This window comes from Variovorax fucosicus (genome assembly GCF_030316825.1).
Lineage (GTDB): Bacteria > Pseudomonadota > Gammaproteobacteria > Burkholderiales > Burkholderiaceae_C > Variovorax > Variovorax fucosicus.
In genome coordinates, this window is record NZ_JASZYU010000002.1 from 106747 (window position 1) to 123232 (window position 16486).

General features: G+C 67.9%; 19 protein-coding genes. 12 read left to right on the forward strand and 7 right to left on the reverse strand.

Annotation, left to right across the window (positions count from 1 at the left end; translation table 11 throughout):
* Positions 1–46 precede the first annotated feature (46 nt).
* Both QTI05_RS12565 and QTI05_RS12570 read left to right on the forward strand, forming a co-directional pair.
* On the forward strand, positions 47–781 hold the full coding sequence (locus QTI05_RS12565; RefSeq protein WP_286547038.1) for an amino acid ABC transporter ATP-binding protein: 735 nt from the start codon (positions 47–49) through the stop codon (positions 779–781).
* A gap of 37 nt (positions 782–818) precedes the next feature.
* Entirely contained in the window at positions 819–1661 is an 843-nt protein-coding gene (locus QTI05_RS12570) for an ABC transporter substrate-binding protein (RefSeq protein ID WP_286624724.1), read from the forward strand.
* 24 nt (positions 1662–1685) lie between these two features.
* Here QTI05_RS12570 and QTI05_RS12575 read toward each other — a convergent pair whose 3' ends face one another.
* A complete protein-coding gene (locus tag QTI05_RS12575) occupies positions 1686–2285 on the reverse strand; it encodes a DUF938 domain-containing protein (protein WP_286624722.1) in 600 nt (199 codons plus the stop codon).
* Between the two features lie 133 nt (positions 2286–2418).
* Here QTI05_RS12575 and gshA point away from each other — a divergent pair, with 133 nt between their 5' ends.
* Complete coding sequence (gene gshA, locus QTI05_RS12580) at positions 2419–3972, forward strand: glutamate--cysteine ligase (RefSeq protein WP_286624721.1); 1554 nt, start codon at positions 2419–2421, stop codon at positions 3970–3972.
* A 65-nt stretch (positions 3973–4037) separates the two neighbouring features.
* Entirely contained in the window at positions 4038–5144 is a 1107-nt protein-coding gene (locus tag QTI05_RS12585; RefSeq protein ID WP_286624844.1) for an alpha/beta fold hydrolase, read from the forward strand.
* On the opposite strand, the gene QTI05_RS12590 is transcribed toward QTI05_RS12585, so the two are convergent.
* The gene (locus QTI05_RS12590) at positions 5131–5490 is read right to left on the reverse strand and encodes an HPF/RaiA family ribosome-associated protein (RefSeq protein ID WP_286624719.1); all 360 of its coding nucleotides are present in this window, start codon (positions 5488–5490) and stop codon (positions 5131–5133) included. The two genes, QTI05_RS12585 and QTI05_RS12590, sit on opposite strands and share 14 nt — an antisense overlap.
* Before the next feature lie 148 nt (positions 5491–5638).
* On the opposite strand from QTI05_RS12590, the gene QTI05_RS12595 reads away from it, so the two are divergent.
* From QTI05_RS12595 to QTI05_RS12605, 3 genes are all read left to right on the forward strand, one after another.
* Complete coding sequence (locus QTI05_RS12595) at positions 5639–6517, forward strand: SDR family NAD(P)-dependent oxidoreductase (RefSeq protein ID WP_286624716.1); 879 nt, start codon at positions 5639–5641, stop codon at positions 6515–6517.
* A 148-nt stretch (positions 6518–6665) separates the two neighbouring features.
* Positions 6666–6887 (forward strand): hypothetical protein, encoded by a 222-nt coding sequence (locus tag QTI05_RS12600; RefSeq protein ID WP_286624715.1) that lies wholly within the window; start codon positions 6666–6668, stop codon positions 6885–6887.
* A 27-nt stretch (positions 6888–6914) separates the two neighbouring features.
* A complete protein-coding gene (locus QTI05_RS12605; RefSeq protein WP_286624714.1) occupies positions 6915–7262 on the forward strand; it encodes a hypothetical protein in 348 nt (115 codons plus the stop codon).
* 10 nt (positions 7263–7272) lie between these two features.
* On the opposite strand, the gene QTI05_RS12610 is transcribed toward QTI05_RS12605, so the two are convergent.
* Both QTI05_RS12610 and QTI05_RS12615 read right to left on the reverse strand, forming a co-directional pair.
* A complete protein-coding gene (locus tag QTI05_RS12610; protein ID WP_286546975.1) occupies positions 7273–7701 on the reverse strand; it encodes a CBS domain-containing protein in 429 nt (142 codons plus the stop codon).
* Positions 7702–7838: 137 nt separating this feature from the next.
* Positions 7839–9470: a DUF4139 domain-containing protein gene (locus tag QTI05_RS12615; protein ID WP_286624713.1), complete on the reverse strand. Its 1632-nt coding sequence runs from the start codon at positions 9468–9470 to the stop codon at positions 7839–7841.
* A 180-nt stretch (positions 9471–9650) separates the two neighbouring features.
* Between QTI05_RS12615 and QTI05_RS12620 the strand changes: the two genes are divergently transcribed.
* From QTI05_RS12620 to QTI05_RS12630, 3 genes are all read left to right on the forward strand, one after another.
* Positions 9651–10058 (forward strand): PaaI family thioesterase, encoded by a 408-nt coding sequence (locus tag QTI05_RS12620; RefSeq protein WP_286624712.1) that lies wholly within the window; start codon positions 9651–9653, stop codon positions 10056–10058.
* A 68-nt stretch (positions 10059–10126) separates the two neighbouring features.
* On the forward strand, positions 10127–11089 hold the full coding sequence (ylqF, locus tag QTI05_RS12625) for a ribosome biogenesis GTPase YlqF (RefSeq protein WP_286546979.1): 963 nt from the start codon (positions 10127–10129) through the stop codon (positions 11087–11089).
* A gap of 25 nt (positions 11090–11114) precedes the next feature.
* Entirely contained in the window at positions 11115–11342 is a 228-nt protein-coding gene (locus QTI05_RS12630; RefSeq protein WP_286624710.1) for a hypothetical protein, read from the forward strand.
* Between the two features lie 14 nt (positions 11343–11356).
* Here QTI05_RS12630 and QTI05_RS12635 read toward each other — a convergent pair whose 3' ends face one another.
* A complete protein-coding gene (locus QTI05_RS12635) occupies positions 11357–11575 on the reverse strand; it encodes a hypothetical protein (protein ID WP_286624709.1) in 219 nt (72 codons plus the stop codon).
* Between the two features lie 129 nt (positions 11576–11704).
* Here QTI05_RS12635 and QTI05_RS12640 point away from each other — a divergent pair, with 129 nt between their 5' ends.
* Positions 11705–12640: a M14 family metallopeptidase gene (locus QTI05_RS12640; protein WP_286624708.1), complete on the forward strand. Its 936-nt coding sequence runs from the start codon at positions 11705–11707 to the stop codon at positions 12638–12640.
* 19 nt (positions 12641–12659) lie between these two features.
* On the opposite strand, the gene QTI05_RS12645 is transcribed toward QTI05_RS12640, so the two are convergent.
* Positions 12660–13961, reverse strand: a complete 1302-nt coding sequence (locus QTI05_RS12645; RefSeq protein WP_286624707.1) for a sensor histidine kinase — start codon at positions 13959–13961, stop codon at positions 12660–12662.
* A 264-nt stretch (positions 13962–14225) separates the two neighbouring features.
* Positions 14226–15143, reverse strand: a complete 918-nt coding sequence (locus tag QTI05_RS12650; RefSeq protein WP_286624706.1) for a LysR family transcriptional regulator — start codon at positions 15141–15143, stop codon at positions 14226–14228.
* A 98-nt stretch (positions 15144–15241) separates the two neighbouring features.
* On the opposite strand from QTI05_RS12650, the gene QTI05_RS12655 reads away from it, so the two are divergent.
* Entirely contained in the window at positions 15242–16456 is a 1215-nt protein-coding gene (locus tag QTI05_RS12655; RefSeq protein WP_286624705.1) for an MFS transporter, read from the forward strand.
* The last annotated feature ends 30 nt before the right edge of the window (positions 16457–16486 follow it).

The following is a 16486-nucleotide window of genomic DNA, read 5'->3' on the forward strand; positions in this document are numbered from 1 at the left end:
CGTTTCAGACCGGGCCGCCTCACCGGCGGCCGCAGAGGATGTTCCGATGATTCTGTTTTCCAGCATCAACAAGTGGTACGGCGACTACCAGGCGCTGACCGACGTCAACGCAGAGGTGAAGAAGGGCGAGGTGGTGGTGGTTTGCGGGCCCTCGGGCTCCGGCAAGTCGACACTGATCCGCACCGTCAACCGCCTCGAGGAAATCAAGTCGGGTCAGTTGCTGTTCGACGGCCACGACATCCACGCGCCCATGAGCAGCGTGGCGCTCAACAAGCTGCGCAGCCGGATCGGCTTCGTGTTCCAGAGCTTCAACCTGTTCCCGCACCTCTCGGTGCTGGAGAACATCATGCTTTCGCCGATGCGCGTGCTGGGCGTCAAGCGTGCGGCTGCGCGCGCCAAGGCGATGCAGTTGCTCGAGCGGGTCGGCCTGGCCAACAAGGCGGGGGCTTACCCCGCGCAGCTCTCGGGTGGCCAGCAGCAGCGTGTTGCCATCGCGCGTGCGCTCGCCATGGAGCCGCCGGCCATGCTGTTCGACGAGCCCACCAGCGCGCTCGACCCCGAAATGGTGGGCGAGGTGCTCGCGGTGATGCGCAGCCTGGCCAACGACGGCATGACCATGATGTGCGTCACGCACGAAATGAACTTCGCCCGCGAAGTCGCGGATCGCGTCTGGTTCATGGACGCCGGCCAGATCCTCGAGAAGGCCGAGCCCGAGACTTTCTTCAAGAGCCCCCAGCACCCGCGCGCGCAGCGCTTCCTTTCAGACCTGCGCGCACATTGAGCGAAACACCCGTCCCAGTCCTTACCAGGAGTTCATCATGTCGAAGAAGACCGTTTTCCGTCTCGCCGCCATCGGCTGTTGCCTTTCCGCCTTGACCGTGCTGGCCCACGCCGACCAGTGGGACGAGATCAGCCAGCGCAAGGAACTCAAGTGCGGCACCTTCGCCGACGTTCCGCCGTTCGCCGCCCCCGATCCCAAGACCCGCGAGATGGTGGGATTCGACGTCGACCTTTGCAGCGCGCTGGCCAAGCAGCTCGGCCTCACGGCCAAGGTCACGCCGCTGTCAGTCGAAGCGCGCGTGCCTGAAGTCAAGCTGGGCCGGGTCGACGTGACCGTTGCCAACCTGGCCTACACCAAGAGCCGCGGCGAGCAGATCCAGTTCAGCGATCCGTACTACGTCGCCAAGGAAATGCTGGCCGTGAAGGCCTCGGATCCCGGCACCACGAAGGCCGATTTCAAGGGCAAGCGCCTGAGCTCGACCAAGGGTTCGACCTCGGAGCTGTCGATCAAGATGAACGGCTCCGAGCCGGTGACCTTCCAGGACACGGGCTCGGCCTTCATGGCGGTGCAGCAGAACAAGTCGATGGGGATGGTGGCCAACACCATGACCATTACCAAGCTGGTCAACCAGTCCAAGACCGAAGGCGTCCCGCTGAAGATGATCAAGGAGCCGATGGTGCTGCAACCGATCGGCGTGGGCATGAAGAAGGACGAGCCGGTGCTGCTGGCCAAGGTCAACGCCGCCCTCATGGCGCTGGACAAGGCCGGCGAGATCGACAAGATCTGGGCCAAGTGGCTCGGGCCGAACACCGAGTACAAGATGACGCGCGATGAAAAGGTGATGCCCCTGTCGGAGCTGAAGTTCGAACTCCTGCCGTAAGCGTTCGAAGTCTCCAGGGTCCGCTCAGGCCCGCGCCCACACCAGCATCAGGTTGTTCGCGGGCATCGGCACCGTTTCCTTCAGTTGCAGGCCGGCCCGTGCGGCCTGCAGCGTCACGTCCGCGACTCGGCGGATACCCCAGGCCGGATTCCGCGCGCGCAGGCTGGCGTCGAACTCGACATTGCCGGGCGCCGTCTCGACACCGTCCTGCAGATAAGGCCCGTACGTGACGAGTTGCCCCGTTGCAGAAAGCTGCAAATCGGCGCCCCGCATAAGCGCCGTGCAGGTCTCCCATGGCGAGATGTGCAGCATGTTGGCGCAGAACACGGCATCGAAGGTCGTGGACACGGGCCAGGGCACGGCCATGACATCGAGCACCATGGCCGGCCGAACGTTCGGCTGATCGGCGCACCAGGCGTCGATCGAGGGCAGGGCGGCCAGGTCGTGGTCGCTCGGCTGCCAATGCCAGTGCGGCATGGCCGCGGCGAAGTACGCCGCATGCTGGCCGGTGCCGCTGGCGATCTCGAGCACGCTGGCTTCAGCGGGCAGCAGGCGTTTCAGCACCGCCAGAATCGGGTCGCGGTTGCGGTCGGCAGCGGGGCTGCGTTGGCGGACAATGGGCATGGCCCCGCACTTTAGCCCGGGCGTCCCCGGCGCGTGCCCCGGGCCGCCATCCGGCCAAAAAGCCGGCCCGAGCGGGCATTGCCGGCCCGTGCTAACTTCCAGCCCCACAAAAGAGCGAGATGGGCATAACGATATGAGCAAATTGACGGAGCGGCTGAATGCGCTCTCGCCTGCGCGGCTGAAGGGAATCCGGCGCGGGATCGAGAAAGAGAGTCTGCGGGCCCAGCCCGACGGCAAGCTTGCGCTCACGCCGCATCCGTTGGCGCTCGGCTCGGCGCTCACGCACCCGCACATCACCACCGACTTCAGCGAGTCGCAGCTCGAGCTCATCACCGGCGTGCATGTCAGCCCCGAGGCGGCGCTCGAAGAGCTGGTGCAGGTGCACCAGTTCACCTACCGTGTGCTGGCCGAGGCCGGCGAGGAGCGGCTCTGGGTGTCGAGCATGCCCTGCGGCCTGCCGACCGACGAGACCATTCCGATCGGGCGCTACGGCTCGTCGAACGTGGGCCGCGCCAAGAGCGTCTACCGCATGGGCCTGAGCCACCGCTACGGCCGGCGCATGCAGACCATCTCGGGCATCCACTACAACTGGTCGCTGCCAGAGGTGTCGAGCGAGCAGTACTTCGCGCTGATCCGCAACTTCCGCCGCCACGCGTTTCTGCTGCTCTACCTGTTCGGCGCGTCGCCGGCGCTGTGTTCGAGCTTCGTGGCCGGCCGGCCGCACGAGCTGCAGCCGCTGGGCGACGGCGGCAGCATGTACATGCCGCACGGCACCTCGTTGCGCATGGGCCGGCTCGGCTACCAGAGCGATGCGCAGGCGTCGCTGGCAGTGAGCTACAACAGCCTCGACGGCTACGGCGCCTCGCTGCAAGACGCGCTCACGCGGCCCTGGCCAGCCTACGAAGCCATCGGCATCCAGAATCTCGGCGGCGACTACAACCAGCTCGGCACCAGCCTGCTGCAGATCGAGAACGAGTTCTACGGCACCATCCGGCCCAAGCGCGTGATCTATTCGGGCGAGCGTCCGCTGCATGCGCTGCGCGAGCGCGGCGTCGAGTACGTTGAAGTGCGCCTCATGGACCTCGACCCGTTCGAGCCGGTCGGCATCACCGCGCAAACCATGCGTTTCATCGACGTGTTCCTGCTGCACTGCCTGCTGGACGACAGCCCGAACGACACGCCGCAGGAAATCGCCGACCTTGCCCACAACCAGCACCTGACCGCCGCGCGTGGCCGCGAGCCGGGGCTTCAGCTGCAGCGCGGCGGCCGCGAGATCGGCCTGGCCGACTGGGGCGCGGAACTGGTGGCGCAATTCGAGCCGATCGCCGCCGCACTCGATGCGGCCCATGGCGGCAAAGCGTACGGCGAGGCCGTGCGCGCCGCCGTGGCGGCGCTGGAAAATCCCGACACCCTGCCGTCGGCGCGCGTGCTTGCAACGATGGCCGGGGAGCACGACAACTCGTTCATCGGCTTCGTGCGCGCACAGTCGGAGCAGACGCGCCAGGCGCTGCTTGCCCTGTCGCTGGAGCCGCACCAGCTCGCGCACTTCGAGCAGATGACGCAGGACTCGATCGACGCCCAGAAGGCCATCGAAGCGGCCGACACCATGCCCTTCGAAATCTACCGCGAGCAGTACGTGTCGCCGGCCCGGCTCGGCATCCGCAGCCGCGCACCCGCCACCGTCTAGAAGGCACCGTGGCTGTGGCGCAAGATCTTCCTGCGCTGCCGCTGCCTCCGGGGGTGCGCTCCCGCATGGCGGACAACGGCAACGGTCTGCAGGTGCACTGGCTCGAAGCCGGCTTCGAGCAGCCCGGCCGGCCGCTGCTGTTGTTGCTGCACGGCTTCCCCGAGCTTGCCTTCAGCTGGCGCCATCAGATGCTGCCGCTCGCCGCCGCCGGCTTCCACGTGGTGGCGCCGGACCAGCGCGGCTACGGACGCACCACCGGGTGGGATGCGCGTTACGACGGCGACCTCGATTCGTTCCGCATGCTGAACCTGGTGCGCGACGCGCTCGGGCTGGTGTTCGCAATCGGCCACCGATCGGTGGCGGCCGTGGTCGGGCACGATTTCGGCTCGCCCGTGGCGGCATGGTGCGCGTTGCTGCGGCCGGACGTGTTCCGCTCGGTCGTGCTGATGAGCGCGCCGTTTGCCGGCCCGCCGGCGTTGCCGTTCGATACGGTGAACCGGGGGGCGCCCGCGGGTGCATCCATTGCCGGTGTGCTGGCCGATCTGGCCGCATTGCCGCGCCCGCGCAAGCACTACCAGTGGTACTACGCCACGCCCGAGGCCAATGCCGACATGCATGGCGCGCCGCAGGGCGTGCACGATTTCCTGCGCGCGTACTACCACCACAAGAGCGCCGACTGGCCGCGCAACCAGCCCCACGTGCTCGCGGGGCTGACCGCCGCTGCGCTGGCCGAACTGCCGACCTACTACGTGATGGACGCGGCGCAGGGCATGGCCGCAACCGTCGCAGCGGAGATGCCCGGGGCCGATGCCATAGCCGCGTGCGCCTGGCTGCCCGACCCAACATTGCGCGTCTACAGCAGCGAGTACGCCCGCACCGGATTTCAGGGTGGGTTGCAGTGGTATCGCTGCGGCACCGGCGCGCGCTTCGCGGCCGAGTTGCAGACCTTCAGCGGCAAGACGATCGATGTGCCCGCCTGCTTCATCGCCGGGCGGCAGGACTGGGGCGTCTACCAATCACCCGGCGCCTTCGAGGCGATGCAGGCCAGGGCCTGCACCGACATGCGCGCCGTGCACCTGGTCGACGGCGCCGGCCATTGGGTGCAGCAGGAGCAGCCGGAAGCCGTGAGCCGGCTGCTGCTGGACTTTGTGGCGTCTGTTACTCCGGAATGACATCCGCGCCCTTGCGGATCGATTCACGGTCGCGCTTGTGGTCGAGCTTGGCCAGCGTGTGCTCGAGCAGTCGCTTGAGCTTGCCCGCCGCACCGCGGAACGCCTCGTCCAGCATCGGCGCATCGTGGGTCACCGCCACGGGTTGATGGTGCGCGAGGCGCGCTTCCATGATGCATCGCTTGTCGCCGCCGCCGCTCTTGCCGGTGGTCTCGTCACTGAGGTGCACTTCGACACGCGTCACGTCTTCGATGAAGCGCGACAGGTTGTCCTTGATCTCGGCATCGGCCCAACGCTCTAGCGCTTCCTTGTTCTCGATTCCGTTGCTGGCGTTGACTTGAATTTGCATAGAGGCAATCTCCTTGGATGTCGAACAATCGAGCCTCCATCATGAACCTCTGCGAGGGCGTAGGACGGGCGCCTGCTCGCCGGCTCGGGGTTTGCCGTTAAATTCGGCGCCTGCCTTCAAGGCGCAACCCGACCACAAGGATTCATTCATGACGCTCGATTTCACCGGCCGCGTGGCCATCGTCACCGGCGCGGGCGGCGGACTGGGCCGCCAGCATGCACTGGCGCTCGCGGCGCGCGGTGCCAAGGTGGTGGTCAACGACCTTGCTGCCGCACAGGCCGTGGTCGACGAGATCCACGCCGCGGGCGGCGAGGCCATCGCCAATGGCGCCTCGGTCACCGACTTCGCGGCGGTGCAGGCCATGGTGCAGCAGGCCGTCGATGCGTGGGGCCGGGTCGACATCCTGGTCAACAACGCGGGCATCCTGCGCGACAAGAGCTTCGCCAAGATGGAACTGGCCGACTTCCAGCTCGTGGTGGACGTGCACCTGATGGGCGCGGTGAACTGCAGCAAGGCCGTGTGGGCACTCATGAACGAGCAGAAGTACGGCCGCATCGTGATGACCACCTCGTCGTCGGGCCTGTACGGCAACTTCGGCCAGAGCAACTACGGCGCGGCCAAGATGGCGCTGGTGGGCCTGATGCAGACGCTCAGCATCGAAGGTGCGAAGAACGACATCCGCGTCAACTGCCTTGCGCCCACCGCGGCCACGCGCATGACCGAGGGCCTGATGTCGCAGGCCGTGCTGGATGCGCTCAAGCCCGAAGCAGTGGTGCCCGCCATGCTGGTGTTGGCCGCGCAGGATGCGCCCACGCGCACCATCCTCTGCGCGGGTGCGGGCACCTTCGAGGCCGCGCACGTCACGCTGACCAACGGCGCCTTCATCGGCATCGGCGCTGATGCGCCCGAGCAGCTCGCGGCGCGACTGGCCGAGATCACCGACCGCACCGGCGAGCAGGTGCCGCAAAGCGGCTCGGCGCAGGGCACCAACGAAGTGGGCAAGGCGATGGCCGCCTCGGGGCGGTAGCCCTGTGGCCGCGCGCGGGAGCCTCATCGACCTTCCTGTCCACTGGCGGTTGGCGGGTGCAAAGTCGTCACCGGCCTACAAAACCGGATGCGCCGGCCGCGTTAAGGTGCAGCCGTGCCGATTCGTGCATACCCCAGGAAATTCCAACATGAAAAAGACCCTGCTCGCACTCGCCGCCTGTGTTCTGGCCGGCGCCGCCATGGCGCAACCGATGCGCCCGCCGCCGCCGCCCCAGGGCCCCGGCGTGGACCGTCCGCACGTGGATCGCCGCGGCCATGCGCAGCGGCGCCATCAACCGCGCAAGGTATGGGTGCCGGCGCACCGTGTCGGCATGCGTCGCGTGCCTGGCCACTACGTCTGGCGTCGTTGAAGCAGGCGTGAAAGGGGGCGTGGCGTCATGAACATCCGGCATCTGTCCGCAGCCCTCCTGGCCTGCGCCGTACTGCAGGCGTGCACTACTGCAGCACCGCCGGCCGCGCCGCCGCCGCCATCGCCTCCGCCCGTGGCGCAGCCTGCGTCACCACCGCCCGTGCCGATGCCACCACCACCGCCGGAGGTTGCGCCACCATCGCCGCCAGCGGCCGAGGCGCCGCGCGATCCTTTGGTGGATCCGCGCGGGCTGTGCGACGGCCGGGCCGAAGGGGCACGCGTGCAGATGACGGGCCCGCGCGGCGAGACGATCGCCGGCGTGTGCCGTCGTGGCGCCAACGGCTGGCTGCAGTTCAACCCGGAGCCGCGCCGCTGAAATCGATCGGTCAGCTCTGGATGTAGGTGGTCAGTTGCTCGATGGTCTGTTCGTGGTCGGCAATGATGTCGTCCATCAGGTCGCGGATGGAGATCATGCCGACGACCTTGTCGCCATCGACCACCGGCAAATGCCGGATGCGCTTCTGGCTCATCAGGTTCATGCAGTCGCGCGTGCGCGTGGTCGGGCTCACGGTGATCACGTTGGCGGTCATGATGTCGGCCACCTTGACCTCTTTCGAGTTCTTGCCCAGCAGCGCAATCTTGCGCGTGTAGTCGCGCTCGGAGAGCACGCCCACCAGCTTGTCGTCGACCATCACCATGAGTGCGCCGACTTCGTGACGGGCCAGCACGTGCAGCGCGTCGAACACGGTGGTGTCGGGTGACGTATGGAACAGGGCCGGGTCACGATGCTTGAGCAGCTCGGAGACGGGTTTCATGAAATGCACTCCTCTGGTTGCGTTGGTGGCGGCACACGCAAGGGCCGCGCCTGCCAAATCATAGGCGCGGCGCGCGACAGGCCCAATGCAATACCTTGGTTTGCAGTGTTTTCAAGCCTGCCGAACGAGGGACCGGGTCAGCGCGACGAGATCTGCGCATCCTTCGGATAGCTGATGGTGTAGTCCGCGGCAACGCGTGCGCTCTGGCCGGCTGCGAGCTCGAAGCTCCAGAGCGCCATGCCGGGCTGTTTGTTCCACTCGCGCTCGGCCGGTTGCGGCGCAAAGACGGCAGCCACCCGCACCTTGTCGTCGACCGACACCGGCGCTGCTTCGAGCACCTGCACCGCGATCGGCGTGCGATGGCGGTTCTCGACCACATAGCCGCGCTGCAGCTTTCGCTCGGCCCGCACGCCGACGAAACCGGTTTCGCCGCGGTTGTCGCGCTCGGGCTCGGCCTGCACGCGCACCAGCTCGTCGCGGCCGAAGGACAGCGTCACGCGCGCGTCGCCGGGTGGCGTCCACTGCCCGTTGCCGACGAAAGCGCCATCGCGGTAGAGCTGCAGCGGCCCGGCCGGCCACACGCCCTCGGGCGGTGCCATGTCGGCGATGAGGAACGCGCTGGCGTCGACCTGCGGGCTGGTGCGCACCGCGAGCTTGACCGTGTCTTCGGTCTGGCCCAGCGCCATGCTCACGCGCTGGCCGCTGGAGGGCACGTCGATCGCGTTCGGCACGCTGAATTCGGTTGCAAAGCTGTTATTGAAAACGCTCACGTCGAACAGCGGCTCCTGGCGTTTGGCCATCTCGGCGGCCATGGCCGGCGCCGGCGCGGAGGCCGGCATCGGCGCGCCGCCATAGGCGCGGCGTTCCGGTTGCGGCTCGACGATGCCGATGCGCCAGGGCATCGGAAGGCGGCCCGTGGTTTCGCGCCGCGGCTGGCCCGTGGAGAGCGTGAGCTTCACGCCGCGCCAGTCTTCGCCGGTGGCTTGCGCCACCAGTGCCTGGCGCTCCATGCGCAGCTTGCGCGTGCCGGTGTCGAGCATCGCGCGGTAGGCCGGCGTCCAGCCCGGGCCGTTGACCTGGTAGCTGAGCCGGACATCCGCATCGCGCGCGGTGGCCAGCGTGACGGTCACGCTGACGACGTTGCCGCCGTTGCCCTGCGAACGCGCGCGCTCGGCCAGCATGGGTGCGAGCTGCTTGTCGAGTTCGGCCTGGCGGCGCTTGAGCAGGTGCTGCTTCTGCAGCGAATCCTGGCCGGTGCGGCGCAGCGCATCGGCCATGGCGGTGACGCTCTTCGCATCGGGCGCGGCGCGCAAGGCGGGCGTCGCGTCGCTGCCGCCGCCATTCGTGGAAATGCCTTTGAGGTAGCCCGTGACCAGGTCCAGCGCATCGGTCTCCGACTGCAGCGCCGCCTTCTGGTCTTCGAGTTCGCGGATGCGGCCGTCGAGCACGCTGGTCGCGCAGGCGGCTGATTGGGCGCGCGGCTCGGTCAGCACGGCCGTCTCGCCCACGCGCACCGAGGCGTCGGCCGATACCTGCAGGCTCTGCACATCGAGCCCGGCCGGCAGGCAGGTGAAGGTGAGCGTCTTGCTGCCGGCCACCACGCGGGCCATGCGTTCCACCGTGGCGCTGCCCGGGTAGACCTTCACCTGGGTGATGCGTGACTCGGGTGGCGGCACGGCTATCGTTGGCAGCGTGCTGGCCTGCACGCCAAGCGCAAACAGCGACAACAGCCCGAAGGCCAGGGGACGAAGGTGGGGCAGTGGGGGCATGGAGGTTCCCGGAAGGGCTCGTGAAGTGATGACCCCTGTTGATACGGCGGGCCGGCGCAAACCGGGTTAAAGCGCTGGCTGTCGCGCATGCAACTGCAATCGCCGCGGGCGTCGCGCCAGTGACGCGGCACTGCGTCGCCGCTGCGTAGAGTGGCCTGTCACCATCTTCAAGGAGCGCCCATGCTCGACACCCTCAAAGCCATCAACCAGAGCGCCGCCTTCAACCGCTGGGCCGGCTTCGAGGTCACGCACGCGAGCCAGGGGGAGGCCGAGTTGCGCATGGCCTGGCGCGCTGAAGACATGGGCCAGTACGCCGGCTTCCTGCATGCGGGGCTGATCGGCGCCATGCTCGACACGGCTTGCGGCTTCGCAGCGGCCAGCGTGTCGGGCCGCGTGCTGGCGTCGCATTTCTCGGTCAATTGCCTGGCGCCGGCCGTGGGCCGTGCGTTCGTGGCGCGCGGCCGCGTGGTCAAGGCCGGGCGCAAGCAGGTGTTCGCCACCGCCGAGCTGTTCGCGGAAGGCGAGGGCGATGTGGAGCCCAAGCTGGTGGCCACCGGCAACGCGATCCTGGTGCCGGTGGAGCCGTAGCCGCGCGCTGCGCGCGTGCCGCGACAATAGGGCCTCATCCCCAGCGCGCAGAAACGAAAGAGCAATCGATGGCCATCCAGTGGTTCCCCGGTCACATGCACGTGACACAGAAGGCCATCAGCGAGCGCGTGAAAGACATCGACGTGGTGATCGAGCTGCTCGACGCGCGACTGCCGGGCTCCAGCGCCAACCCGATGCTGGCCGAGCTCACCGGTCACAAGCCCGGCCTGAAGGTGCTCAACAAGCAGGATCTGGCCGACCCCGAGCGCACCGCGCTCTGGCTGGCGCACTACAACGCGCAGCCCGATACGCGCGCGATCGGCCTCGACGCAAGCCTCACCACGCCGGCGCAGCGCCTCATCGCGGCTTGCCACGAACTCGCGCCGAACCGCGGCGGCATGGCCAAGCCCATGCGGGTGCTGATCTGCGGCATCCCGAACGTCGGCAAGTCCACCCTGATCAACACGCTGACCGGCAGCAAGAAGGCCAAGACAGGCGACGAGGCCGGCATCACCAAGCTCGAACAGCGCATCGTGCTGGCCGACGACTTCTATCTCTGGGATACGCCCGGCATGCTGTGGCCGCGCATCATCGTCGCCAAGAGCGGCTACAACCTCGCGGCCAGCGGGGCCGTGGGCCGCAATGCCTACGACGAGGAGGAGGTAGCGCTGGAGCTGTTGAACACGCTGAAGCAGCACTACGCCGGACTGGTGGAAGCGCGTTTCAAGCTCGCCGAATCGATCGCCCCGCTGACCGACGAAGAAGCGCTGGAAGCCGTCGGCCGCAAGCGCGGCGCTTTGCTCGGCAAGGGCAAGATCAACCTGCAGAAGGCCGCCGAGATCGTGATGCACGAGTTCCGCAACGGCAGCATGGGCCGCATCACGCTCGAAACCCCCGAAGAGTTCGCGCAGTGGCTCAGCGCAGGGCAGCAGGCCGATGCCGAGCGGGCGGCGAAGAAGGCTGCGCGCTCGCAGAAGAAGCGGCCGCAGCGGGGTGCCGCAACGCCGCCGGCGATGGACGAGGCGCCCTGAGCAACGCAACAGAACAACCCACCCGATGCAACGACTCACCACACTTTCTTTTTTGCTGGCCCTTGCTGCCTTGGCCGCGGGGTGTGCATCGCACCCCGTTCCCCGCGTCACCCGGCTTGGCGACGGCGTGTACCAGTCGCCCACTGCGCAGGAGGCAGAGGCCTACTGCCGCAACTTCGGCGCACCGATGCGCTTTCTGGGGCCCAAGAGGCTCGCCACCCAGACCGGGGACGTCACCTTCCGCTGCGACTGACAGCGTCCACACGCCTACTTTTCCATCACGATCTTGCCGTCATCGACGTACTCGTCGAACTGGATGCGCGGGATCGCGGTGAGCCCGACCACGTCGCGCTCCTCTTCCCAGCTCAGGGTGGCGCTGTCCGGTGCCAGCTCGATCTCGACGCGCGTGCCCTTCGGGATCGGGATGGGGACGCCGTCGCCCGGCGTGTAGGTGACTTGGCCTTTGATGGTGGCGTACTGGGGCATCGAATTTCCTCTCCGTTGATTCCTGCCCATTAGAAGCGCGAAGCGCGGCAGCGCGTGTCAGAAGACCGGCCGTCAGCACACCTGGCGCGCGTGTAGCAAACTCTTGTACACATCCAATACAACAACGCCATGACAGCCAATCCGGACACCGCCATCGAAGTCGTCCAGGGCGACCTTTCCGCCTACCGCCAGGGCAACATCGGTGTCGATTACGTGCACCGCTTCGAATCCGGCCAACCGGGGCCGCACGTGCTGGTCAATGCGCTGACGCACGGCAACGAAATCTGCGGCATGGTGGCCGCCAGGCACCTGCTCGACAACGGCGTGCGGCCACGGGTCGGCACGCTCACGGTGAGCTTTGCGCATGTGGAGGCCTACAACGCGTTCGACCCGACGAAGCCGTTCGAGAACCGGCAGATCGTGCACAACCTCAACCGCATCTGGTCGGACGAGCTGCTCGGCGGCACCGAAGACAGCCCCGAGCTGCGCCGCGCGCGCGAACTGCGGCCGGTGGTGGCCGCGGCCGACCACATCCTCGACATCCACTCCACCAGCCAGGACGTGGCGCCGTTCTGGGTGTATCCCGATTTCGCGCGCAATGCCGATGTGGCGCTGGCGATCGGCGTGCCGCCGGTGCACCTCGTGATGCCGAACGGCCTCGGCTCGGGGACGCCGCTGATCCAGCACGGCGCGCACGCGGGTGCCGATGCGCCTGGCGCCGCGATGGTGGTCGAGTGCGGGCAGCACTTCAAGCGCGCTACCGCCGATGTCGCGACCGAGGTAACGCTGCGCTTTCTGGCGCACTTCGGGCTGATCGAGCGCGCCGCGCAGTCGACACCGGCGCCGCAGCGCCGCTTCGAACTGCTGCAGACGCTGATGGTCAAGACGCCGGAGTTCGCATTCACGCGGCCACTGGTGGGCTTCGAGACTTTTGCGAAGGGCGAGCTGATCGGCACCGACGGCGCAGACGAAATCCGCGCGCCCTGCGATGACTGCACCATCTTCATGCCGACGCGCGCGCCGATCGTCGGCCGCGAGGCGGTCTACCTGACGCGGCCACTCTAACGGGCCGGCGGCCGGCCGGTCAGACCGCGCCCAGGACGCTGTTCAACGAGCGGTCGATCTGGGGCCCATCGGCCAGCTTCAGCGTGAACCGCGTGCCGCGGCCCACCACCGAGTCGACCGCGATGCGGGTGTTCAGCAGCTTCGCCAGTCTCAGCACGATCGACAGGCCCAGCCCCATGCCGTCGATCGCCGGGGCCGTGCCGCGGTCGATGCGGTAGAACTCCTGGAACACCTTGCCGATTTCATGGCGGGCGATGCCGAAGCCCTGATCCCAGACCTCGACGCAGAGTCGGCCGCCGCGCAGCCGTGCGGCAAGCAGGATCTTCTTGCCCGGCGGGCTGTACTTGATCGCGTTCCCGATGACGTTGCCGATCATGCGGCGCAAGCGCACCGGATCCGAGCGCACGGTGGCATCGCCTGCGCGCAGGCGCAGTTCGAGGCCACTGGCGTTTGCCAGCGGTTCGTACTGGTTGTGCAGATCGTGCAGCACCTCGGCCAGGTCGACGTCCTGCAGGTGCAGGGCCTGTTCGCCGCTCTGCAGCGTCGAGAGGTCGAACAACGAATCGAACAGCCGGTTGATGGCCATCGTCGTCGTCGCGATCTTTGGCGCCAGCTCGAGGTGCATCTCCGGGTGGTTGACCAGGTGCTCCGCATAGAGCGACAGTGCGGTCACGGGCTGCCGGATGTCGTGCGTCGCCGCCACCAGAAAGCGGTTTTTCACGTCGACCGCCGCGCGTGCTTCCTCTTCCTTGCGCGCCAGGTCGAACTGCAGCGTGTACTGGGTCTTGTGCGATGCGTAGATGCTGCGGCCAAGCCAGTTCAGCAGCCACCAGTGCGCCATCGGCAGCAGCAGGAACAGGTGGTCGGCAACGGGTTGCCGGTGGTCTCGCGCCGTCAGGCTGAACACCAGGGCGACCATCATCACGGAGAACTGTGTGTTGGTGTAGCAGCGCAGCAGGGTCGGCACCAGCGAGACGCTGGTGAGCGGCGCCGAGGCCACGCAGGCGACGATCAGCCAGCAGCCGAACTGGTCGTAAACCGGAATCCGGTCGAAGAACAGCAGCACCGACGCACCCCACAGCGCGCCCTGCGCGATATAGGCGGGTGCCATGGCCTTCACGAAGGCGCGTTGCCCCACCAACGTGGTGAACGCGCCGCGGCCGAGGCAGGCGGATTCCATCCGGGTGCGCAACGCCTGCACGCCCAGGCCGCAGAGCAGCCACGCCAGCAGCGGGGCGGGGCTGACATGGCGACAGCAGAAGGCCGCGAAGACCAGCACCAGCCCCGCTCCGATGCGCTGGCGAATCCGCGTCGCGCGCATGAAGTTCCTCATCATGTCGGCGCGAACCGCGATCTCCCTGCGTTCCGGCTCGTCATCGAGGTTGACCTCCGCGGCCGATGGCGCATGAAGTGGAAGCGAGAGCGGTGCGGTGCGGTGCGATCCTGTGACGAGTGGGGTGGGTTCCTGAAGGCTCACTTGAACATGCGATGGGAGCGAAGTCGGATCGTAGAGGCGCGCTGCCGATTGTCGAGTGATGTTCTGCAACGGCAGCCTGCATTCGTGACAAGGTTGCGGCTGAGCACCCTAGAAGGAGACGGTCGGCGTGGCCTGCCGCATCGTTTCCACGAAGCGCCGCAGCTTGGCCGGATAGAAGCGTGCATAGGGATACAGGAGCCACGCAGGCAGCGGGTCGGCACACCATCGGGGTGCCAGCCGCACCAGCCGGCCTGCGGCGATGTCGTCGGCCACCGCCCAGGTCGAGGCGACGCATGCGCCCAGGCCCAGCAGCGCGGCGGAGCGCAGCGCGTAGAGGCTGTCGGTGCTCATGCGCGGGCGGATCGCAATGCGCGCCGTCTCGCCGCTTTCGGGCTGCGAGAGCGTGACCTCGGTGCGGTAGTAGGTGCGCAGTGCCAGCCAGGGTAGCGTGGCGAGATCGCCGGGGTGCGCGGACGGCGGCCGGCCTTCCAGCAATGCAGGCGATGCCACCACGATGCGCGGCACGTCCCACAGCTTGAGGGCGACCAGGCCGGCGTCGTCGACTTCGCCGACCTGTATCGCACAGTCGATCGCCTGCGCGATGAAGTCGACCTTCTGGTCGTGCAGCAGCCACTCCACCGACACGCCGGGGTTGTGCCGCAGGTAGTCGGCCAGCGGCACCACCAGTTGCTGCTGGCCGAAGGCGTGCGGCGCCACCACCCGCAAAGTGCCTTCCGCGGCTGCGCCCACGCCGCGCAGATCAGCCTCGAAAGCTTCCCAGCCGGCCAGCAGTTCCTTGGCGCGCTCGAAGCAGCGCTCGCCGTCTTCGGTCAGCTTCATGTGGCGGGTGGAGCGCTGCAGCAGCCGCACGCCGAGCGAGCGCTCCAGCGCCTGCAGCCGGCGGCTGACCGTGGGCTGGGTTGCGCCCAGCTGCGCTGCCGCGGCCGAGAGGCTGCCGGCTTCCACGATCCGAACGAAGGTCTGCATCAGCTCGATGCGGTCTGGCGAGGCATTGGGTTGATTCATGCTCTTAGCGTATAGATGAAGTGCGCGCCATGCCACTACCGCCAACGAAACCCAAGGGGCACACTCGCCAACCTTCTCGAAAACCAAGGGTTTACACCATGAACTCCATTCAATGTGCGCATGCGACTGATGTCATCGTGCCCGCGCCATCCAGCGCCAGCCTGCCGGCGTCGCTGATCCTGCTGCTGGCAACCGGCGCCGGCCTGGCTGCGGCGGCGCTCTACTACAGCCAGCCGATGCTCGGCGTGCTCGGCGCCGACATCGGCGCGTCGGCCCGCGCCGTCGGGTTCGTGCCCACGCTCACGCAACTGGGCTACGCGCTCGGCATCCTGCTGCTGGTGCCGCTGGGCGACCGGTACGACCGGTGCCGCATCATCGTCATCAAGGCGGCGGTGCTGTGCGCCGCGCTGCTGGTGGCCGCCGCCGCGCCCGGCATCGGCATGCTGCTCGCCGCCAGCCTGGTCATCGGGATCGCGGCGACCATGGCGCAGGACATCGTGCCCGCCGCCGCCACGCTGGCGCCCGAAGCGCACCGCGGCAAGATCGTCGGCACGGTGATGACGGGGCTGCTGCTCGGCATCCTGCTGTCGCGCGTGGTCAGCGGCTTCGTGGCCGAGCATTTCGGCTGGCGCGCGATGTTCATCGCGGCGGCGGCCAGCATCGCGCTGATCGGCGCGGCCGCCTGGCGTGGGCTGCCGCGCTTCCGCCCGACCATGCACCTGGCCTACGGCGCATTGCTCGGTTCGCTGGCCCGGCTGTGGCAGCGGCACGGCGCGCTGCGCCGCGCCACGCTGTCGCAGGGCCTGCTGTCGGTGGGTTTCAGCGCGTTCTGGTCGACGCTGGCGGTGATGCTGCACGGCGAGCCTTTCCACCTCGGCAGCGCCGCAGCCGGCGCCTTCGGCCTGGCCGGTGCCGCCGGTGCGCTGGCCGCACCCATCGCCGGCCGCCTGGCCGACCGGCGTGGGCCGGGACGGGTCGCGCGCCTCGGCGCGGGTCTGGTGATCGTGTCGTTCGGCGTCATGGCGTTGTCGCCGCTGCTGGCGCCGCATGCCCGCCTGGGTCTTCTGGTGGCCAGCGCGATCGGCTTCGACCTGGGCGTGCAGGCCACGCTGATCGCACACCAGACCATCGTCTACGGCATCGAGCCCGCCGCGCGCAGCCGGCTCAATGCCGTGCTGTTCACCGGCATGTTCATCGGCATGGCCGTCGGCTCGGCGCTGGGTGCACTGGCGCTGGCGCAGTGGGGCTGGATGGGGGTGACCGCGCTGGCCACGGCCTCTGCCGTGGGCGCGCTGATTGTCGACTCTCACTGACTCTCGAATTTTTCTCACTGAGTTCTGAAC

Bases quoted from the DNA above. Each gene is read 5' to 3' on its own strand.
- QTI05_RS12610 (WP_286546975.1), bottom strand. From the start codon at position 7,701: ATGAAACCCGTCTCCGAGCTGCTCAAGCATCGTGACCCGGCCCTGTTC.
- QTI05_RS12630 (WP_286624710.1), top strand. From the start codon at position 11,115: ATGCAACGACTCACCACACTTTCTTTTTTGCTGGCCCTTGCTGCCTTG.
- QTI05_RS12585 (WP_286624844.1), top strand. From the start codon at position 4,038: ATGGCGGACAACGGCAACGGTCTGCAGGTGCACTGGCTCGAAGCCGGC.
- QTI05_RS12565 (WP_286547038.1), top strand. From the start codon at position 47: ATGATTCTGTTTTCCAGCATCAACAAGTGGTACGGCGACTACCAGGCG.
- QTI05_RS12615 (WP_286624713.1), bottom strand. From the start codon at position 9,470: ATGCCCCCACTGCCCCACCTTCGTCCCCTGGCCTTCGGGCTGTTGTCG.
- ylqF (WP_286546979.1), top strand. From the start codon at position 10,127: ATGGCCATCCAGTGGTTCCCCGGTCACATGCACGTGACACAGAAGGCC.
- QTI05_RS12635 (WP_286624709.1), bottom strand. From the start codon at position 11,575: ATGCCCCAGTACGCCACCATCAAAGGCCAAGTCACCTACACGCCGGGC.
- QTI05_RS12605 (WP_286624714.1), top strand. From the start codon at position 6,915: ATGAACATCCGGCATCTGTCCGCAGCCCTCCTGGCCTGCGCCGTACTG.
- QTI05_RS12595 (WP_286624716.1), top strand. From the start codon at position 5,639: ATGACGCTCGATTTCACCGGCCGCGTGGCCATCGTCACCGGCGCGGGC.
- QTI05_RS12640 (WP_286624708.1), top strand. From the start codon at position 11,705: ATGACAGCCAATCCGGACACCGCCATCGAAGTCGTCCAGGGCGACCTT.
- QTI05_RS12575 (WP_286624722.1), bottom strand. From the start codon at position 2,285: ATGCCCATTGTCCGCCAACGCAGCCCCGCTGCCGACCGCAACCGCGAC.
- gshA (WP_286624721.1), top strand. From the start codon at position 2,419: ATGAGCAAATTGACGGAGCGGCTGAATGCGCTCTCGCCTGCGCGGCTG.
- QTI05_RS12590 (WP_286624719.1), bottom strand. From the start codon at position 5,490: ATGCAAATTCAAGTCAACGCCAGCAACGGAATCGAGAACAAGGAAGCG.
- QTI05_RS12600 (WP_286624715.1), top strand. From the start codon at position 6,666: ATGAAAAAGACCCTGCTCGCACTCGCCGCCTGTGTTCTGGCCGGCGCC.
- QTI05_RS12645 (WP_286624707.1), bottom strand. From the start codon at position 13,961: ATGCGCGCGACGCGGATTCGCCAGCGCATCGGAGCGGGGCTGGTGCTG.
- QTI05_RS12655 (WP_286624705.1), top strand. From the start codon at position 15,242: ATGAACTCCATTCAATGTGCGCATGCGACTGATGTCATCGTGCCCGCG.
- QTI05_RS12570 (WP_286624724.1), top strand. From the start codon at position 819: ATGTCGAAGAAGACCGTTTTCCGTCTCGCCGCCATCGGCTGTTGCCTT.
- QTI05_RS12620 (WP_286624712.1), top strand. From the start codon at position 9,651: ATGCTCGACACCCTCAAAGCCATCAACCAGAGCGCCGCCTTCAACCGC.
- QTI05_RS12650 (WP_286624706.1), bottom strand. From the start codon at position 15,143: ATGAATCAACCCAATGCCTCGCCAGACCGCATCGAGCTGATGCAGACC.